Source organism: Spirosoma endbachense, assembly GCF_010233585.1.
Taxonomy (GTDB): domain Bacteria; phylum Bacteroidota; class Bacteroidia; order Cytophagales; family Spirosomataceae; genus Spirosoma; species Spirosoma endbachense.
In genome coordinates this window covers 3,197,144-3,216,237 of sequence record NZ_CP045997.1, presented here as the reverse complement: position 1 = coordinate 3,216,237, position 19,094 = coordinate 3,197,144, and the positions used below count along the sequence as shown (strand labels likewise).

Sequence of the window (19,094 nt, the reverse complement as noted above, 5' to 3'; positions counted from 1 at the left end):
AAATGCAGCCCTGCCTACTTTACATCGAAATGACCATCGCCAATTCTGATGCCTTCCGAGTACAACTCTACGGTGTAGCTGCCTGGCTTGTAAGAAGTATCCCGGCGGAAAAAGATATCGACCTGTTGGTCATTGTTTTCGAAAGGGATTGACTGGCGTGTACTATAGCCAATCTCGCGTCCTTCGAACCACAAAACACCACCAAGGCCGCTTTCGTTGACAACAGCCCCGTTGGTGTCTAATATGCGCACGTAGATGTCTTTGTTCGTTTTGAGTGCCAGCGGATTCGACGGCATGATGAACGCAATTTTCAATCGGTCGATGCGCGACGCTTTATACATACCCCCCCGACGTTCTTTGCCGTTGGCAGCCAGGGCGATTACTTCCACATTGACCGCTTTCATGGCAGAAGCCAGCGTCACTTTATCCTGCAGGTCGGCATTCTGGAGAGAATAATCAACGACCGTTCTGGCTAGTGCTGCCTTTTCGTGCTTTAACCCTTCATTTTCAGTGATGATGGTTTGCTTTTCCTCTTCGAGGGCGCGGGTTCGGCTGAGTAGCGAGCCATTTTCGTCTTTCAGCTTACGATTGTCATCCTCATGAAGAGCGAGGAAGTTTTTATAATCCCTGATTTTTAGATTGTATCGCTGAACCGAAAAGGAGAGATCGTACTTCAGTTTCTTCTTGTCGTTGTTTAACTGTCTCCGGATTCGCTCGAGTTCGGAAACGCTGCCGCCAAGCCGACGCACTTCGACAATTTTCTCATCCAGTACGTTTGAAATGGAGTCGAGCTTAAGCTGAGTGGTGGCAAATTGTTCTACTTTGGAGGTGAGTAGTTTCTGTACTTCCAGGGTTTCGTTCCGGGAACCAATGAACAGATAGGCCAGCAAAGCCAGAATTCCTGCCAGCGCCCCGATGGTCATATTTAATACTCCCTGCTTATTATTCGTCGCTTCTGCTTCCATCGCCCTCTTTCAGTAGGTAGTGCACAAAGCAACAACACTGAACTTAAGGAGGACTTAAGCTGACCTTAAATTTACCTTAAAATGAAAAAATAGTAGAAAGTGTCAGGGTAAAGGTGGTTCCTTCGGGTGTAGAACGCACCGCAATGTTGCCCTGATGGATCTGGGTGATCTGTGAAACAATGGCCAATCCTACGCCATGCCCCTTGCTCGACAGTGCCGTTGAATTACTCCGAAAGAAAGGCTGAAAAATATAAGGTAAATCAGCTTCAGGTATCTGGACGCCCTCGTTGGAAACAGCTATAGTGAGCGTTCCTCCGTTGGATTTAAAGTTAACCTTCGCGGTTTTTGTCGGCGAAAACTTACAGGCATTATCAATCAGATTCATCAGCAGTACCTGGAGCGATGCTCTGTTTCCCGGTGTAATCAGGGCGTCTTCATCGTCGGGGAAGTCGGTGAAGGTCAGTAGGATTCGATAGTCTTCATGCCATTCCTGCAACTGCGTTTTCGTTTCCCAGAGCAGCTCATCCATCCGGACTGGCTCAAATGGCATCGCATTGGCCTGAATCGACGTGTTGGCCAGTTCCAGCAACGTATTGGTTAGCTGGATCAGTGTACGGGTATCTTCCTGGAGCGATTGAAGAGTCCGCTCATAAACCTCCGGATTTCGTTTCTGAATAAGCGCGACATCAATTTGCGAATTGATCTTGGTCAGCGGGTTTTTTAACTCATGCGAAACATTGGCGATAAACATTTTTTGCGTGTTCAGCGCCTGCTCGATGCGGTCGAGCAATTGATTGAAGGTGGCAACCAGCAACCCAATTTCATCCGAACGATTCGGGTGTTCAACCCGCTTGGCCACATTGGCCGGAAAAATGGTGTTCACCTGCTGGATAATGCGCGACATCGGAGCCAGCGCCCGATCGGCAAAAAGCCAGCCCGAAATGCCCAGTAAAAGAATGGCGGCCAGAATCATGACCATCAGAATTTTCTTTAAATCATCCAGCGCTTCTTTTCCGGCCTGGTCAATACCGCTAACGATCACCCAGTTACTGCTCTTTCCTCCGCCGGTCAGGTGGATGGCTACGATCTGGTACTCATTCTGATGCAGATACAGCGTTTGGGCTGTGGAGTCGAACTGCGGAATGAATTGCTCGTGGAATTGGGTGTTTGCCGGGTTTGTGGAGAACAGAACCTCTTTGGTTTTTTCATTATAGACCGAAATGTTCTCGTTAAGCAGCGGTTCTTTATTAGCCGCGTCAATGAGTCGCAAAACCGTGCTATCGGTCTGCTGTAAATCGAATAGGAGGGTAGTTGTGGTAATGGCCCGATCCTGAAGCCGCTTAAAAAACCGCTTTTCGAGGTAAAGCTTGCTGAAGAAATACACACCAAGCGAGAAAAATAGCAGAATTAGCGTTACCAGAAAGGAGAATTGGTAGGTGAGCCGGGTACGGATATTGATCATTACGACAATAACTTTACGACATATCCCATCCCAATCTGGGTATGGAGCAATTTAGGATCGAAGTCTTTATCTATCTTTTTGCGGAGGAAATTTATGTACACTTCGATGATGTTCGTGCCGGTATCGAATGTCAGATCCCAGAACCGCTCCGCTAGTTCAACTTTAGAGATTACTCGTCCCTGATGACGCAAAAAGTACTCAAGCAACTGAAACTCTTTGGCTGTCAGCGAGATTTCTTTACCCGCCCGTACCACTTTTTTAGTATCCGGATTTAATTCCAAATCGGCGATTTTGAGTAGATTGGTCGTTTGAACCGTACTGTTATTGCGACGGGTCAGCGCTCTGACGCGGGCCATCAGTTCGCGAAACTCAAAGGGTTTCATCAGATAATCATCCGCGCCTGCATCGAGCCCAACGATTTTGTCATCGGTCGTTCCAAGGGCGGTCAGCATCAAAATTGGGGTAGATACATCGGATTCTCTCAGCTTTCGGCAAAGCTCAAGACCGTTCATGCCAGGCAAAATAATGTCTGATATAATGAGTGCGTAGGACGATCGGGAAGCCAGTTGAAAACCCATAGTCCCGTCATAAGCTACATCAACCTCCCATTGATGTTCTTCAAGGCCCTGTTTAATGCTCTGAACGGTTTTGACCTCATCTTCAATAATCAGAATTCTCATGTTACTGCTATTTCTGCAGTCGAATTTATAGAAATAAAGCATTAGATAAGCTTTTTCGATCAATAGCGGGCCTTTTTGCCACTTCCGAATCCGCCATTTTTACCCAGTTTGACTACTATTGGCTTTCTGATGAGTTATAGACAGGTTCTTTCTGCACCGAGGCAATGCAAGACCCTATGGGCACAATTCGCAGTGAGCTAACGAACGATTTCCATTGGTAGACATGCCTAGCTATAAGGCAGTTACGCTCCTATCAGAAATTAGTAACTAAAGGTATAGCTATGTCGATGGAATTAGGAGAAAGAGTAAACGATCAGCGCTGATCGATGAATAAAAATTCTGGTAATACCAGCTACTGACTATAAAGTAAATTTTTGCAAAAAACAACGCCGGACAAAATTGCCCGGCGTGTTTACATATAGAGAAAGCTAAAAATTATGCGTGTTGTGCAGGCATTGCATTCTGGATCGTTTCCATGTTGATGCCTAATCCCTGGGCAATGCTCATCCCCAGTGAGAGGTCAGCGCGGAACCAGTGACACAATTGTAAATTAATGATCTGATCGCGTTTAGGACCATCGATACCGCTCATCGCGCCAACAATGTTATTGATCGTATTGCGCTTCTGGTCGGGCGTCATCAGGCGAAACAGGTTGCCCGGTTGCGTATAATGGTCGTTTTCGCCCGGTGCATTGCGGTCATACCAGCCTGCCAGTGAATCACCCAATTCCCAGGACGGTTGTTTGTAGCTCTCGTCGGCCACGATGTTGTCAAAGCTATTCGGGAAATAGTTTGGATTGCGGCCTCCGTTGCCATCGACACGCATCTTACCGTCGCGCTGGTAGTTGGTAACGGCAAAAGGACAGCGGTTTACCGGAATCTGCTCGTAATTTCCGCCAAGCCGGTAACGGTGAGCATCGGGGTAGGAGAGAATACGACCCTGAAGCATTTTATCGGGCGAATAACTAATGCCATCGACAACGTGGGCCGGAGCAAATGCTGACTGCTCAACATCGGCAAAGTAGTTTTCCGGGTTTTCATTCAGTTCCAGAACGCCAACGTCGATCAGCGGGAAGTCGCCATGTGGCCATACTTTCGTCAGGTCGAAAGGGTTCCAGCGGAAGGTTTTGGCCTGCTCTTCGGTCATAACCTGAATTTTTACGTTCCAGCGCGGGAAGTCACCGCCATCAATGGCTTTTACCAGATCCCGCTGTGCATAATCGGCGTCAAGCCCTTTCATTTTTACAGCCTCATCGTTTTCAAAGTTTTTGATACCCTGGGCCGTTTTGAAATGAAATTTCACCCAAACCCGCTCATTGTCAGCATTGATCAGCGAGAACGTATGTGAGCCATAGCCATTCATGTGCCGGTAACCGTCGGGCGTGCCGCGATCCGACATCAGAATCAAAACCTGGTGCAGACTTTCAGGATTCAGGCTCCAGAAATCCCACATCATCGTTGGCGACTTGCAATTGGTATACGGGTCGCGTTTCTGAGTGTGAATAAAATCGCCGAATTTTTTCGGGTCTTTGATGAAAAATACGGGCGTGTTATTGCCGACCAGATCCCAGTTGCCGTCTTCGGTGTAGAATTTCAAGGCAAAGCCACGTGGGTCGCGTTCGGTATCAGCCGATCCTTTTTCACCACCAACCGTCGAAAAACGTAGAAATGTCCGTGTTTGCTTGCCAATTTCACTGAACACTTTCGCCCGTGTATACTTCGTGATGTCATGGGTTACGGTAAACGTTCCGAATGCCCCCGATCCTTTGGCGTGAACGACACGCTCCGGAATACGCTCCCGGTTGAAATGAGCCATTTTCTCGTGCAGAATATAATCCTGCAACAACAGCGGACCACGCGGCCCGACCGACATGGAATTTTCGTTTTCGTAATAAGGGCTTCCCGATGCCGTAGTGAGTTTTTTAGGTTGGTTTTCCATACGGGTAAACGAACGGTTTAGTAGTGAATGATAGCCACGCCAGATGGGTGACGACATGTTTAACAAGACAATAGTAAGAGTAAGCTACTTATCAATCAAATTGATTTAATTGATTATAGTATCGAGAACGACTATGAGAGGGGGGAGTTTTATAGACTATAAACTAATGTCCTGCTTCTGATCAGCCATCACGCTTTTTAGGGCTCCTCGGAAACCAGCTGCTGCACCATACCAACCACAATCAGATACTGGGCGGCTGCGTAGGTACTCATAATTATCCAGGCAGCTCCCGTAAAAGGCTGGAGGAATTTATCGATGGCAATAGTTGAGTCGGAAAGAATAAATAGCAATGCGCCAGCTACTACCCATGCGAAGCCCGGTAAGCTTCGGCGTTGGGTAGCCAGTATGCCCATTAGGCTCAAACAGACTACATAAACAACAACTGGCCACCAAAGTCCGGTTAGCAGCGGGTTTCCGACAAATTCAGGTCTGAGTAAGATTAGAAAGATGGTATCGTACAAGGCGAATCCGGCAGCATACAACCAGACCGATTTTGCTCCGCTCCGCTGTCTGTTCTGACGCATTGATAACCAGAAAGCCCTGCTGTAGCATACCTGCATCAACAGGAAAGCACCGAGTCCTAAGGCGAATAGATCAACTTCACGGATCATTAGAAATATATCGCCGATCAGCGCGAAAACCATGCCGATCATCAACCACCGTATGTAGGCCGAATAGCCAATCGATTGGCAGCACTGGCGGACATAAAGAATGAGCAGAGCCATAATTAGTGGTTTACAGCCGTAGTGAAGCACCCGATTGGAAAGGGTATCGCCGATGATTTCGAGCAGGGTAATAGCGGCAAACGTAAGTGTAAATGAGCGGGTTGGCTTTGCCGACATGTTGTTTGATGGGCTGGTTTAGGCTGATCAAAAGTACAGGTTAATTGGCTTAGATAACCGTTGCCATAGCGACATCTAAAAAGCTATTATCAAACCATTTGCCGGGAAGCGCGTTTATCTATAAGCACTCAACGAAAAATAACACCATCATGGATAAGGCACAGAAGTTTGAGTTGATGAACAAAGTTGTTCGTGAACTGGAAGACCTTCAAAACAGCCAGACGGCACTTATTACTAAAATCAGTCAGATTGAAGTAGACAATATGAATGGGCTGAATGATTCGTATCTGGAAAAAAATCTGGGCGATATGCATTCGAAAATCGCGGAAAACGTCGATTCAATCAATGAGATTTTCTCTCACTTTGAGACCCAGCGTGATGCTTATGCGGAAAAGAATGGTGCTGCCATTGCTGCTGCCGAAGCCGCTGCGGCTATAGAAGCAGTGAAGTAGTCTATACATAATCACAACAGGACAAGCCGGGCCAATGGCCCGGCTTGTCCTGTTTAAGGCAACTTTGGCAAAGAAACCCTAAGCTTATTCTTTCTGCCCGACTAATTTCTGCAATGCCTTCTTGCCGTCTTCATTATCTGGCCACAATAGAATAGATTTTCGATACATGGAAACCGCTTCTTCCTTTTTGCCATTTTGCTCCAGGGCAATCGCATAACTATCATAGGTATTGCCGCTTTTCGGGTAGAGTAGCGTGTTCAGTTTGAATGCCTCCAGAGACAGCTCATTGTGATTAGGCAATGCTGCTTTTAGTAAGTCAAATCCTAAGCGGTTCATTTCCAGTTCATCCAGGTAATAATGGCTGCTGTCATCTTTCAACTCGTTGAATTTGCTAATGGCATAGTCGGGCCCTTTCGTTACCAGAGCCTCTCCGTATACCCTGACAAGCGATTGCCTGAGCTGAATGTTAACAGGAGCAAGGTCATTCAGGAGGTTAGAAACGGAAACCATGACCTGAATGGGATTATTATCGGTATTGTCGTAAAAGAGTATGGTTTGATCGTTCGTGAGGTTATGGTGCAGAAAGGTGGTCAGGCCAACGATATGCCCATCGTGAAAAATGAATTTGTTGACAGGCTCCGTCTTACTGTTATAAACGCTCCAGCCTAAACCGTAGGAACGACTGCTACTACCCATGTGGTAAATCTTTCCGTTTGTTAATGTTACTGGTTGAAAGGCTGCTTCCAGTAAGGCCGGACTGATCAGTTTGCCGGTCAATAAAGTCTGGTCAAAGCGCCATAAATCCTGGATGGTGCTTACAACATTACCTGGGCCTGCCAGGCTACCCAGATGATAATAGGTATAAAACTGGTTGTGATCCAGCGAATCGACGTTTAGGTAGGCCGAAATGTACTGAGTCGGTCGGGTATATCGAATCGTATTGCGCATACCTGCTTCCCGGACATACGTTCCTGTCATACCAGCAGGAGTGAATACGTTTTTTTTCAGGTACGTAGCGAACGGTATTCGACTGATTTTTTCGACCAGCATAGTCAGCAAGACATAGTTGGTATTGTTGTAGCGCCAGTTATCACCCGGTTGGAAAAGGAGCGGTTTGTTCTGCTCGACCAGATGGGTGTAGACTTTTTGACTGCTTAGAAGTTCATCCGGATGGGCACTTATATAGGCATCTTCCTGACGCTCGAGAATTGGCAAACCGGAGGTATGAGCTAACAAATGCCGTATAGTAACGGTGGGGTATGGGAAGTCCGGAAAGTAGGTTGCCAGCATATCGTCTGGTTTTATTTTTCCTTTTTGCACCAATTGCAACACGGCAATAGCCGTAAAGGGCTTGGACAGAGAGGCCAGATTAAAATGGGTCGTATCGGTGTTCAGGACACGACGGTCGAAATCGGCATAGCCCACTGATTTTTGATAAATAATCTTCCCATGCTCGGCGACTAAAATACTGCCATTGAATAAGCGGTGATCGGCCAGGACCGTTATAAACGAATCGATCCGGGCAACTTTGGGGTGCTGGGTCTGGGCGGGCATTTGGGCAAAGCCGGGACTATTTAATCCCATCAGGAGCAGGCTCAATAAGCGTTTGATCATTGTTTTTGTCATCATTGTCTGTAGCGGTTTTTGATTAGCATTAAGTGATGAAGGGTCGATCCGAGCGCCTTAAGTAAGAAATTATTCTTATATTTAAAGCGCTGATAGACAAACTTCGAGGCAAGGTTAATTATTTTTTTGCAGCTAAGAAAATTTTCTTAGTACAATTAAGAAAACTTTCTTAGGTTTGTGTCATGAAAGCGACTAAGCATGAAAATAGCGCTCCATCGGAGCCAACCAAATCGGAGCTTGAGATTCTACAGATCTTGTGGGAGTTTGGGCCTTCAACGGCTCGTTTCGTAAACGATCACCTCAATCAGCATACCCGAAAAGTCATCTATATGTCCACGCTGAAATTAATGCAGATCATGGTGGAAAAAGGATTGCTGAAAAAAGACGAAAGTCAGATGAAACACATTTATTGGGCAGCCGTCGAAGAAGCGAAAACAAAAGGATTTCTCCTGGATCGGGTGGTGGATACGTTGTTCAATGGTTCGGCGGGTAATCTGATGATGCAACTGTTAGGCAATAAAAAAATCTCCCCACAGGAGATCGAGACGTTTCGTGAGTTACTGAAAAAAATAGACCAAAAGCAATAGCATACGATGGAAGCGCCGTTTTTAACCCACTGGTTGTCCGGGCCAATAGCCAAAGCCATTTGCTGGACACTGATTCATTCCTTATGGCTAGGCGTAATCGTTGCCTTGCTTGCCGGACTAATAATTATCGGTACGCAAAAATCGTCGTCTCGATTGCGGTATCAACTTTTGTGCGGTAGCCTGCTGTTGTTTGTCTTGTTGTCAGGATTTGCCCTCTATCGGGAGCTGACGATGTACAGGGAAGTGCTGCCCGTCATTAGCTCGACCTCAGCAAGCACTGCTCCATTTAATTCGGTATCAACCCCGCCTAACGATATAATCGTCGGAAATACAAATCTGGTTAACGGGCTGATCGCCTTCATCAATCGTGAATCGGGCTGGATTTTAGCGGTCTGGTTCCTGTTTTTCGTACTGAAAAGCCTGAACGTAATTGGCGGACTGTTCTACATTCATCGCATCCGAACGCATCAGGTTTATGCCCCCGCCGAAGAATGGCAGCATAAAGTACTAGCCTTTAGCCAGCGGCTGGGCATTCGTCAGTCGATCACCTTGCTACAGTCGCAATTGGTGAAAGTACCGGTAACTGTGGGGCTTATGAAACCGGTTATTTTGTTGCCAATGGGCCTGCTGATGCAATTGCCGCCCGAGCAGATCGAAACAATAGTATGGCATGAACTGGCGCACGTTTGGCGACGCGATTACTTCATGAACCTGCTGCAAAGTCTGGTCGAAACAGTTTTTTTCTTTAATCCGGCCTTGCTATGGATTTCTGCGCTGATTCGCGAAGAACGGGAAACCTGCTGTGATGACATCGTACTGGCTCAGACGACCAGTAAAAGCAATTACCTGGAAGCATTGCTTGCTTTTCAGGGCTACAACCGCCCGCCCGCCGACTTTGCTATGCCGCTGGGTTTCAGGAGTCAACAGTTAGTAGATCGTTTAAAGCGGATTATTACACAGGAAAACAAACGGTTAAATGTGGTTGAAAAAATTGCACTGGTAGCCGGATTACTCCTGGTTATGACCTCCTTCCTGATCCCAGAATCAAAGCCCGAACGTAGACCAGCTACAATAGCTATAAAAAAGCACAGGCTGGCGACAGCAAATGACAAACCCGAAGCAAATCCAATTCATGAACAGGTTGGCCTTCGTGCGACCCCATTGCAACAGCCCACCAGAAGTCGTCCAGTCGCCAGGCCAGCCATCGAAAAGGTAAAGACTGAACTGCCAAAGGACACGACAATAGAGTTTACCAGTATTCTTTTTGTCAATAACAATCAGGATATGATGAACCGGGAGATGGATGTGCGCGACGTAAGCGGGAATCGCTATCAGCTGAAAATCGTAGACAATAAGCTTAAATCGCTGGTAATAAATGGTGGTGTTGTCCCAGATTCAGATCTGAATCAGTACCAGAATTTGTTTCGTCAGATCGATGCTGTATTGGCCGAAAAAAGGCAGCAAAAGCAGGAGGCAATCGCTGGAGCTAACTTGAAAAGAGAAACGGAAAGGCAACAGCAACTACAACGCATGAAGGAAAGCCAGGTGAATAAGGCAAACCATCAGCAACTGTTTAACAAGACTGGCAATCCGGAAAAAAAATGGGCCGATCCAGTAAGTAAACAAAAACGACTGCCTGCCGAAACAGATAAGATCGGGAAAGTGCCCGGCGACAAAAAAAGATACATCGCACAGGCCGACAGTGCGGCTAAACGACAGTCATGGCCGGCGAAAAAACGGCCATCGCCACCGGATATAAGCCGGGATCAGGAGCGTGTACGCGGCATAATTGCAACGCTGGTCGATGAAAAGGTTGTTACTGATCCGGCGTCGGTGGATTGGTTCGGTCTGAGTGAAGACGAATTGATCGTGAACGGAAAGAAACAGCCGGATGAACTGCACCAGCGATTGAAAGCGCACTACGACATAAAACCCCGATACGGACTATACTATGGACCCGTACAGATGACTGGCTCTGGTATATTTCTGGATAAAGGCGATTTATGACGTAGCGCGAAGCCCAAAATCATACCTGTTCGGTTGTTGCCGGTAGGTGGCGAAAGACTTTGTAATCAGCATAGAACGTACCACCGGGAATAATGGACGCCAGCAGCGCTAAGGCTGTTTTACCCAATGGCCAGCCGTATTCTGTTTTTGCCTGAATGACGGTCAGGACATACATCACAAAGAGTAAGCCGTGAATCGGACCGATGATCTGTACTGCTTCCGGATGGCCACCAATTCGTTTTAAAGGCACAGCGATAAATAACAGCAGAACATACGAAAGACCTTCTGCGAAACTGACGAAGCGTAATCGGATTTTGGGCGAATTGAAGAAATGCATAGCTGGTATGTTAACGAATTAGAATGAACGAAGCCAGGGCCGTGCTGCCAGGGGCGAAAAAGGCCACGGGATAGCGACTAAAATAAGCAGGAGACTGATGGTAAAATAAAGCGCAGTTGTTTTAAATTTCTGTTGGGCCAATCGCTGGCGTTTGGCCTTGCTTGACCCAATGGTCATAATAACTACCGATATAATCATCAGGCTAATGTGAATCAGGGCAAAAAAACGAAATTCGGGCGACTGGCTGGCGTCGGGCGAGAATTTCCAGTAGTAGCTGACAATGGGACTTTTGGCGTAAAGATAGAAACCAACGAGTAATTGTGTGTGTGCCAGCGACGTAGCAACAACACGGAGTGTCTGGTCAATAGGCCCATAGGTACGTTTTTTTGCCCAGCCCCAATAGCTTCCGCCAAGGGATGCCAGTAAACTACCGAACACGAGCCAGCGCAGGGCGTTATGAACAACTAAAAGAATAGGATAGATCATTGAAGCGACAAGTCAGGTAAATCGACGCAAAGTTCTGTCAGTCTGACTTGTTATAAATAGTCGCAAACCGGCTAAGATTGGTCTGAATCAATCATTCGACGGAAATCAGTTGGACTAACCTGCGCATATTTTCGGAAAAGCTTGCCAAACGTCGACTGGTCGTCGAAGCCCATCTCGTGAGCAATTTGAGCTATAGTTAAGCCAGATTGAAACAACAATACTTTAGCTTCCAGGACAACCCGTTCGTCAATCCATACCGACGGCGATTTGCCGGTTCGGCTCTTGATTACTTTGTTGAGGTGGTTTGGGCTGACATTCAACTGTTCAGCGTATTGACTGGCTAATCGTGTTTCGCGGATTTGCGTCGTGAGCAAATCCATAAATCGCTGCACGAGCCGGTCGCCTGCATCGATTTTTGTCGCGACGGCACCCGTGTACACCCGGTTGATTTCGGTAAGCAGCGCTAAAAGGTAGGGTCGAATCAGGTCCGTTTTTGCCGATCCGTTTTCGGTGTATTCAATCGTTAGTCGATCCAGAATATTGTTTACGAATGTCGTTTGCTGGGCCGACAGCGAAATATGGGGATTGCTGGTCAGTTTTAGAAAATCAAAATCGGCATCGCCAACCGTGCTCAGCACCAATTCCTGACTAAAAAAGCACATAAACCCCACCGAATCGTTACGAATGGCGTTTAACGTGAAAATCTGTAAGGCCGGAACAAGAACCAGGTCCTGCCCGGTGAGTGTATACGCCTGATGACCAACGGTCAGATCGACCTGACCGCTCGTAAGCATAATCAGGGCGTGATTGCTGGTTCGGGAAGGAGGAAGAGGAAGTTTAATGACCGGCCAGCTATACTCAAGGGGTGCAATAATGAACTGGTTAAAATTGTCCTTAAACCGCTCTGACCACGATTCGTTTTTTATCAGAAACCGTTCGCGGGCCATCTCTGGACTAATGGCCGGAAAAACATCACCGTTCGTCATGGCTAATACAGTAATTTACTGGCCCGAAACGGACTGTCGGCTGCCTGGAGCAATTTAGCCCGCAGACGTGGGTTATAGGTTGGCCGTTCTGCCAGAAATTTACGTACCAATTGCGCCGTTTCGGGCGTCTGGTAGCCTGACAGAATGGACCGAAGCCATGATTCCGGAAAGAAAATATCGCCCGTTCGCTGAATTTCTTCCAGTAACTCCAGACTCTTCGCGAGGTATTTTGCCGAGGTTTGTACCCGTAACGGATGGTGCAGATAGCCCAGCGCGGCCGTTACCCAGGCTTCCCGTTCGCGGTTTGTTTCACTGGACAACGACGCAAAAAAAGCATCACGTTCGGCAACGTTGGATGATAGAGCGGGCATCATGAATTCTAACCGTTTCTTCCGGTCCGGGTTTTTGATCCGGATTAATTGCCTGGCCAGAATGCCCTCGGCCGCATAGTCACGTACCGCCAAAGCGAGAGCCAGGCTGGTATAATCGTCTTCCGTAAGCGTGACGCCCGCTGGTGCTTTCTGGTCGTTCCAGATGGTATAGAGCCTGTCGCGGGCTTCTGGACTGGAGGCAATGGCCTGATACAGACGGAACAGTAACTTCTTCTTGCCGGAAGCGGTTTCCCGTTCCATTGCGCGCCAGGTATCCTGCTCAACGCTCGCTGCAAGGGTCAGGCGCTGGTCTGGTTTCGTGAAATTCCAGACGATGTCCGATAACTGGCTCGTTAACAGGCGAAGATTCAGTTCTTCCGGTTCTTTGTCCAGTAAACTTTGGTAGATTTTGGCTAAACGTGCCGGGTCGATCACCTGCCTCGACAGCATATTTTCGTAGAGGTTAATGTAGGCCGCAGCCCGCGTTACCGGATTTTTAAGCGAAGCCAGTTGCAAAATCATGGCTGTATCGACCGGAAAGAGCCCATACCCTTGCCCCGATGAATTGAATACCACGAAAGAAGGAGCCGATTTGCCGACTGCCTCCGGCAGCTCGATCTGCGACTGCGTCATGGCTACGGTCAGTTCATCGACTCGATCCGGATAAACCAGCGAAACCTCAAAACCCTGCGGCCATAACCGGTTCGAGCCATCTTCTCCCTTCTGCGTAATAACGAATCGACTGATTTTGCCGGCCTTCTGATCGAGCTGATACGTGAATGTTGGCCGACCGGTTTCATTGACCCAAACCCGATTCCAGGCTTTTAGGTCGGTGGGCGTGTAAGGGTCCAGAATGGCAATGAGGTCGGCCCAGGTAGCATTATCGAAGGCATATTTTTTGAGATACGCCCGCAACCCGTCGCGCAGGGCTGTTTTGCCCATCAATCGCTCCAGTTGCCGCATCATAATGGGCGCTTTGTGGTAGATGATGCCGCCATAAAGCGTACCGGCTTCTTTCAAATTTGCCAGTGGCTGCCCGATTGGGTTGGCCCCCTCGGTACGATCGACGGCATAGGCCGCAGGGAAATGATCGACCACAAACTGAAGATCATAATTCGCATCCGGCGAGGAAACTTCGGTGATTTTGTCGGCCATGAAGTTGGCAAACACTTCTTTTAGCCAGACATCGTCGAACCAGCGCATCGTTACCAGATCGCCGAACCACATATGGGCCGTTTCGTGCGAAATCAGCGTGGCGCGGGACAATTTCTGATCGCGGGTAGCCCCATTGTCCAGAAATAAACTCGACAGCTTGTAATCGATGGCTCCCGCATGTTCCATCCCACCGTACTGGAAATCGGGAATGGCTGCGAAGTCAAACTTCCGGAACGGGTAAGGAATCTGGGTATAGTCTTCGAGAAACGTTAAGGCATCAGCATGGAGATTGAAGATCGGGTCCAGGCTGAGCCTGATTTTGGTCGTATCCGTTTCGCGATGAAGTAACGTCATCGGTCGACCTTTCATCGTCCGGGAAATGGGCGTGAATTTACCGGCTACGAACGAGAATAAGTACGTCGGGATGACTTCCGAAGCTAGAAAGTTGATCGTCTTTCGGCCGCTCGTTGCCGATGAATCCTTTACGGAAGCATTTGTCATGGCCTGCCAGCCTTTCGGAACGGTCAGGGACAGTTGAAACGAGGCCTTTATATCCGGTTGATCGAAGCAGGGGAACACCGTTCGGGCGCGGTCAGGAACGAGCAATGTATAGAGGTATTCATCGTTACGGTTAAGTGATGAATTACCTGCCGTAAACTGAATCGAAATCGTATTATTTCCCGGTTTCAGAAAAGCAGTAGAAATTAGCAAATGTTCGCTCTCAAAGACAATAGGAATGACGGTTCCGTTGATAGAAACTGACTGCAAATGAGCACGTTCTTCCTTAAAATCAAGTTGAAGTGAAGCCGTAGTTTCATTTTTACTATTGCGGGAGGCCACCCAGTTAAATGTAATTGATTCACTCGCTGGAATAGGTTGGTTTTTTTGCTCCGGAATGTCGAACTTTAAAGCATAAGTCACTTTACTGATGGTTTGCTTCCGGGTTTTTGCCAAAGCCTGCGATACACCGGTTTCGACCGGTGGCGATTGAGCAAGTACAGGGTGGTGACCAGAAAGCATAGTAAGTACATAGAGTAGGCTTGCAGTAATGCCGTAACGAGTATTTCGTGGAGAGTTCCAGACCATTTTACGTAGTTGAAGGAAGTGCAAAGTTTGTTGATTATCGCTCATTGACGGCCGATCAACCGGAAATGATAAACAACAAACCCTTAAGCTACAAACTAAACCTGGTTTGGCAGTGAGTTCGCAACGTTGGGTCAAAAATAATGCACACTATGAAATGGCATCTTACTTTTCGTGGTGATTGGTCGAATACAGCCGAAATAAATCCTTTATCTGCTGGTTACGGCATTCGTTTCAGCCGTTTCCGATCAATTGCTTTCTCTTTCCTGTTGCTTCTGCTGGTTGTTACCAGCCGAGCTGGTTCGGTGTTGATTCCGATGGATAACCAGCAGAGCAATCACCTCAAAGCCTACGGCATTGCCTACAAAGTGTTGAAAGACGGCGAAGATGTTGACTGGCTGTTAAATTATCGGGGCGGTAGTTTTCTGGTTAAGCAGACGCAGGCTGTTGAAACAGAATGTCGCGTTCGGGGTGTTTCGTTCGAAGCCATATCGGATGCCAAAGCCGCGTCGATCAGGCAGCAACTGTCTGATCCTGATCTGAACATGAACGTCGTGACGTTGCAGAAGGCGGCTAAAATTATCGTGTACTCACCGATTAAAGTTAGCCCGGCGGAGTTCGAGAATACCGATGCCGTATTGCTGGTGCTGACGTATGCCGAAATTCCGTATGAACTCGTGTATGATGAAGAAATACTGAAAGGCGACCTGCCCAAATATGACTGGCTTCACTTACACCACGAGGATTTTACCGGTCAATACGGCCGCAACATGCATCGGCAATCGCTGGCCGATATAAAAGCGCAGGAAGACATTGCCCGGAAATATGGCTACTCGAAAGTATCACAGATGAAGCTGGCCGTTGCCAAAGGGATTAAGGAATTCTGCGCCGGTGGAGGTTACCTGTTTGCTATGTGTTCGGCCGCCGAAACGCTCGATATTGCGTTGGCCGCCGAAGGGGTCGACATTGTAGGCAGCGCCTACGATGGCGATGGAGCTGATCCCGACGCTCAGGAAAAATTGGATTTTACAAAAACGTTAGCCTTCGGAAATTTTACGCTGGAAGGCGACAATGGTTACCGCGGTTTTTCGACTTTCTCCGACATTAACTCGGCGGGTGGACGCGGTTTCGATCAGCCGGGCGGTTTCTTTGAACTGTTCAATTTCTCGGCCAAATGGGATGTTATTCCGGCCATGCTCACGCAGAACCACGAGTCGATTATCAAAGAATTTTTCGGGCAGACAACTGCTTTCCGAAAGGGAGCTGTCAAGCCGAGTAGTCTGGTAATGGGTGAAGGTAAAACCTCCGATCGCTACATCTATGGTGAAGTAGGCCGAGGACAGTGGACATTCTACGGCGGTCATGATCCGGAAGGAGCACGCGGTGGGGGCGGGGGGAACTTTCGTAACCCGACGGACCTGAATCTACATCCTCATTCGCCGGGCTATCGGCTGATTCTCAATAACGTACTCTTTCCATCGGCCCGCAAGAAGAAACGGAAGACATAAGGCGATACAGCCAGATAAGCACAAAAACACCAAAGGGCTGATAGTAATCGGCCTTTTGGTGTTTTTGTGCTTATCTGGCGTAACGCTTTCGATACTTACCAGCTTTGTGAATTATTCTGGCCTTTAAAACAAAGTAAAATCGGTCTTTAAAACAAAGTTGATTGCCTGGGCGTCGCCTACTTTTGTTCCATCAAAACGGCAGAAACTGATAGAAACAGAGCCCTGCTCTGTACGCAAGATGAACTGTCGAATTGCCTGGTATTTAACACAAACAAAAGGAGATGAATTACAAAACAGTAGGAAGGTCAGGGCTGCGGGTAAGTCCGATCTGTCTTGGAGGAATGACATTAGGAGATGATTGGGGTTGGGGTGCTGACGAGGCCGAATCGGAAAAAATCATCAAACGATTTATGGAACTGGGCGGCAATTTTATTGACACCGCAAACATCTATTCCAACAATCATTCAGAAAAAATAATTGGCAATGTCGTTGGCAGCCAGTCGTCCATCCGTACCGGTATGGTACTTGCTACCAAATTTGGATTCAATGTTTTTCCGGGTAATCCAAATGGTGGTGGTAGTGGCGCAAAAGCCATTCTGGAAAATGTTCATCATTCTTTACGGCGCTTACAAACCGATTATATTGATCTGCTCTGGATACACGCCTGGGATTGGAACACACCCCTGCAAGAAACCCTGAGAACGATGGACGACCTGGTCTCGGCCGGGAAAGTCCGATACATCGGTGTTTCCAATACACCCGCCTGGAAGATTGCACAGGCGCAGATGACGGCTCATTTTAAGGGATGGACACCATTTGTCGGTCTGCAAATTGAGTATTCTTTATTGGAAAGAAGGGTTGAGGATGAACTGATGCCGATGGCTGAGGAAATGGGGCTTGGCATCACTACATGGTCGCCGTTGCGCGGTGGATTGCTTTCCGGGAAATATAATCGCCGGAATAACGGGATGGTGGACGACAGCCGCAGACAAAAAACCGGTGACGAAGCACCCTTGAAAGAGAATGAACTGGCCATTATTGATAAGCTGGAAGAATTGGCGGATGCACATCACACTACAGTTGCCTCTGTTGCATTAGCCTGGGTGTTAAGTCGTTCGGGTGTCTGCTCAACTATTATTGGCGTCAGGAATATAAACCAGCTGGAAGCAAATGCAGCCGCTATTTCCATTGGGTTAAACGAAGCTGAAATTGCTGCTTTAGATAACCTCAGTATGCCACCAGTCTCATTCGTAAATGCCAATAAAGCGGCCACACAAATGTTTCAGCACGGTGGTATTAACCTTAATGGAGTGACACCACCCGCTTTACCACAACTGGCAACGCTGCAAGTAGGAAAATATTAAAAACGCATAAACCAAAAGAGAGATACAGCAGGCATCTCTCTTTTGGTTTTACCTTCGTAATTGGTCAATTTGGGGAAATTGTGGAGAAAAATAGTAATGCTGATATCGTATTTTCCTGTGAAGTAGAAAAGCACTTTCATAGTGAAATCATAATTGAAGACCATGCCCTGATCCGGATTCTTTCCGGAGAAATGCGTGTCGTACAAGCCGACCAGACGTATGCGTTCGTGGCCGGTGATACATTTTTATTGCCCCGCGACCTCCCGGCCGCTGTTATTAAACGACCGAAGGATGGCCGTCCTTACAAATCGATATCGATTTCCCTGAAGCCAGACCGGTTGCGGGAATACTATCTGAAGCATCCCGTAAAAACAATACAATCACATAGGCCCAAAATCAAAACGTTCGATAAACACCTGTTGCTCGAAAGCTTTTTTGCTTCTCTACTGCCCTACTTTGAGATGGAACTGGTGCCCGAAACCATTATCTCCGTAAAGGTGGAAGAGGCTATTTCAATTCTCCAGAACATCGATGAACGCATCGATACCGTGCTGGCTTATTTTGGCGAACCGGGGAAAATCGACCTGGCCGATTTTATGGAAAAGAATTTTATGTTCAATATGACCATGGAAAAATTTGGTTACCTGACCGGCCGAAGTCTCACCACGTTCAAACGTGATTTTAAGAAGGCATTCAATACGACACCGCAGAAATGGCTTACTCAGAAACGGCTGGAACTGGCGCATTATCAGCTGACGGAGAAAAAGCGGAAACCAGTAGAGGTTTATTTTGAAGTAGGTTTCGAAAACCTCTCGCATTTTTCCTTTGCATTTAAAAAACAGTTTGGCTATCCTCCTAATGCTTTGGTAAAATAGCGATTCTGAAATCACCAGATTGACCAATACGGCTGGTCCCATCGTTTTGCCAGTTAGTGTAAAGCTGCCCACTCGCCCACTGTCCCAAATTTGATAGAAAATGTCCCGAATAAGTAAAGCGACTACAAAAAGTGGCTATACTTTTACGCAATAGGTCGCAACGGCTAATACGGGTCCGATTTCAGGCGGATAACAACGGATGATCGTTGCCATTGCCATAGAAATAGAACGACTTAATGGCTAATCCATGCCTTTTTGGTTCGGCTTACTGCTAACTAAAAACGGATCTTGCCTGGCTATGTAGTTCGTT

At 47.5% G+C, this 19,094-nt stretch carries 16 protein-coding genes; 6 read left to right on the top strand and 10 right to left on the bottom strand.

The features are described from left to right. Positions 1 to 14 precede the first annotated feature (14 nt). The 5 genes from GJR95_RS12805 to GJR95_RS12785 all read right to left on the bottom strand — a co-directional run bounded on the left by GJR95_RS12805 (position 15) and on the right by GJR95_RS12785 (position 5,947). On the bottom strand, positions 15 to 965 hold the full coding sequence (locus GJR95_RS12805; protein ID WP_162386238.1) for a hypothetical protein: 951 nt from the start codon (positions 963 to 965) through the stop codon (positions 15 to 17). A 76-nt stretch (positions 966 to 1,041) separates the two neighbouring features. Then, positions 1,042 to 2,427 carry a sensor histidine kinase gene (locus tag GJR95_RS12800; protein ID WP_162386237.1) on the bottom strand — a complete coding sequence of 462 codons (1,386 nt, stop codon included), beginning with the start codon at positions 2,425 to 2,427 and terminating at the stop codon, positions 1,042 to 1,044. Then, positions 2,427 to 3,107 (bottom strand): response regulator transcription factor, encoded by a 681-nt coding sequence (locus tag GJR95_RS12795; RefSeq protein ID WP_162386236.1) that lies wholly within the window; start codon positions 3,105 to 3,107, stop codon positions 2,427 to 2,429. The genes GJR95_RS12800 and GJR95_RS12795 overlap by 1 nt, the downstream gene beginning before the upstream one ends. A gap of 435 nt (positions 3,108 to 3,542) precedes the next feature. Next, positions 3,543 to 5,045: a catalase gene (locus tag GJR95_RS12790; RefSeq protein WP_162386235.1), complete on the bottom strand. Its 1,503-nt coding sequence runs from the start codon at positions 5,043 to 5,045 to the stop codon at positions 3,543 to 3,545. A 197-nt stretch (positions 5,046 to 5,242) separates the two neighbouring features. Further along, the gene (locus GJR95_RS12785) at positions 5,243 to 5,947 is read right to left on the bottom strand and encodes a lysoplasmalogenase (RefSeq protein ID WP_162386234.1); all 705 of its coding nucleotides are present in this window, start codon (positions 5,945 to 5,947) and stop codon (positions 5,243 to 5,245) included. A gap of 149 nt (positions 5,948 to 6,096) precedes the next feature. On the opposite strand from GJR95_RS12785, the gene GJR95_RS12780 reads away from it, so the two are divergent. Further along, a complete protein-coding gene (locus GJR95_RS12780; RefSeq protein ID WP_162386233.1) occupies positions 6,097 to 6,399 on the top strand; it encodes a hypothetical protein in 303 nt (100 codons plus the stop codon). A gap of 84 nt (positions 6,400 to 6,483) precedes the next feature. Here GJR95_RS12780 and GJR95_RS12775 read toward each other — a convergent pair whose 3' ends face one another. Further along, entirely contained in the window at positions 6,484 to 8,028 is a 1,545-nt protein-coding gene (locus tag GJR95_RS12775) for a serine hydrolase domain-containing protein (RefSeq protein ID WP_162386232.1), read from the bottom strand. A 179-nt stretch (positions 8,029 to 8,207) separates the two neighbouring features. Between GJR95_RS12775 and GJR95_RS12770 the strand changes: the two genes are divergently transcribed. Together GJR95_RS12770 and GJR95_RS12765 are read left to right on the top strand one after the other, a co-directional pair. Beyond that, positions 8,208 to 8,612: a BlaI/MecI/CopY family transcriptional regulator gene (locus GJR95_RS12770; protein WP_162386231.1), complete on the top strand. Its 405-nt coding sequence runs from the start codon at positions 8,208 to 8,210 to the stop codon at positions 8,610 to 8,612. Positions 8,613 to 8,618: 6 nt separating this feature from the next. Next, the gene (locus GJR95_RS12765) at positions 8,619 to 10,619 is read left to right on the top strand and encodes a M56 family metallopeptidase (protein ID WP_162386230.1); all 2,001 of its coding nucleotides are present in this window, start codon (positions 8,619 to 8,621) and stop codon (positions 10,617 to 10,619) included. A gap of 19 nt (positions 10,620 to 10,638) precedes the next feature. Here GJR95_RS12765 and GJR95_RS12760 read toward each other — a convergent pair whose 3' ends face one another. The 4 genes from GJR95_RS12760 to GJR95_RS12745 all read right to left on the bottom strand — a co-directional run bounded on the left by GJR95_RS12760 (position 10,639) and on the right by GJR95_RS12745 (position 14,974). Further along, entirely contained in the window at positions 10,639 to 10,956 is a 318-nt protein-coding gene (locus tag GJR95_RS12760) for a DUF3817 domain-containing protein (RefSeq protein ID WP_162386229.1), read from the bottom strand. Positions 10,957 to 10,974: 18 nt separating this feature from the next. Further along, positions 10,975 to 11,442 carry a hypothetical protein gene (locus tag GJR95_RS12755; RefSeq protein ID WP_162386228.1) on the bottom strand — a complete coding sequence of 156 codons (468 nt, stop codon included), beginning with the start codon at positions 11,440 to 11,442 and terminating at the stop codon, positions 10,975 to 10,977. A gap of 71 nt (positions 11,443 to 11,513) precedes the next feature. Continuing rightward, a complete protein-coding gene (locus GJR95_RS12750) occupies positions 11,514 to 12,428 on the bottom strand; it encodes a helix-turn-helix domain-containing protein (RefSeq protein ID WP_162386227.1) in 915 nt (304 codons plus the stop codon). A gap of 2 nt (positions 12,429 to 12,430) precedes the next feature. After that, positions 12,431 to 14,974, bottom strand: a complete 2,544-nt coding sequence (locus tag GJR95_RS12745) for a M1 family metallopeptidase (protein ID WP_232541171.1) — start codon at positions 14,972 to 14,974, stop codon at positions 12,431 to 12,433. A 380-nt stretch (positions 14,975 to 15,354) separates the two neighbouring features. Between GJR95_RS12745 and GJR95_RS12740 the strand changes: the two genes are divergently transcribed. From GJR95_RS12740 to GJR95_RS12730, 3 genes are all read left to right on the top strand, one after another. Further along, entirely contained in the window at positions 15,355 to 16,545 is a 1,191-nt protein-coding gene (locus GJR95_RS12740) for an asparagine synthetase B (protein ID WP_232541277.1), read from the top strand. Between the two features lie 281 nt (positions 16,546 to 16,826). Further along, positions 16,827 to 17,909: an aldo/keto reductase gene (locus tag GJR95_RS12735; RefSeq protein ID WP_162386225.1), complete on the top strand. Its 1,083-nt coding sequence runs from the start codon at positions 16,827 to 16,829 to the stop codon at positions 17,907 to 17,909. Between the two features lie 80 nt (positions 17,910 to 17,989). Beyond that, entirely contained in the window at positions 17,990 to 18,784 is a 795-nt protein-coding gene (locus GJR95_RS12730; protein WP_232541170.1) for a helix-turn-helix domain-containing protein, read from the top strand. Positions 18,785 to 19,094 lie beyond the last annotated feature (310 nt).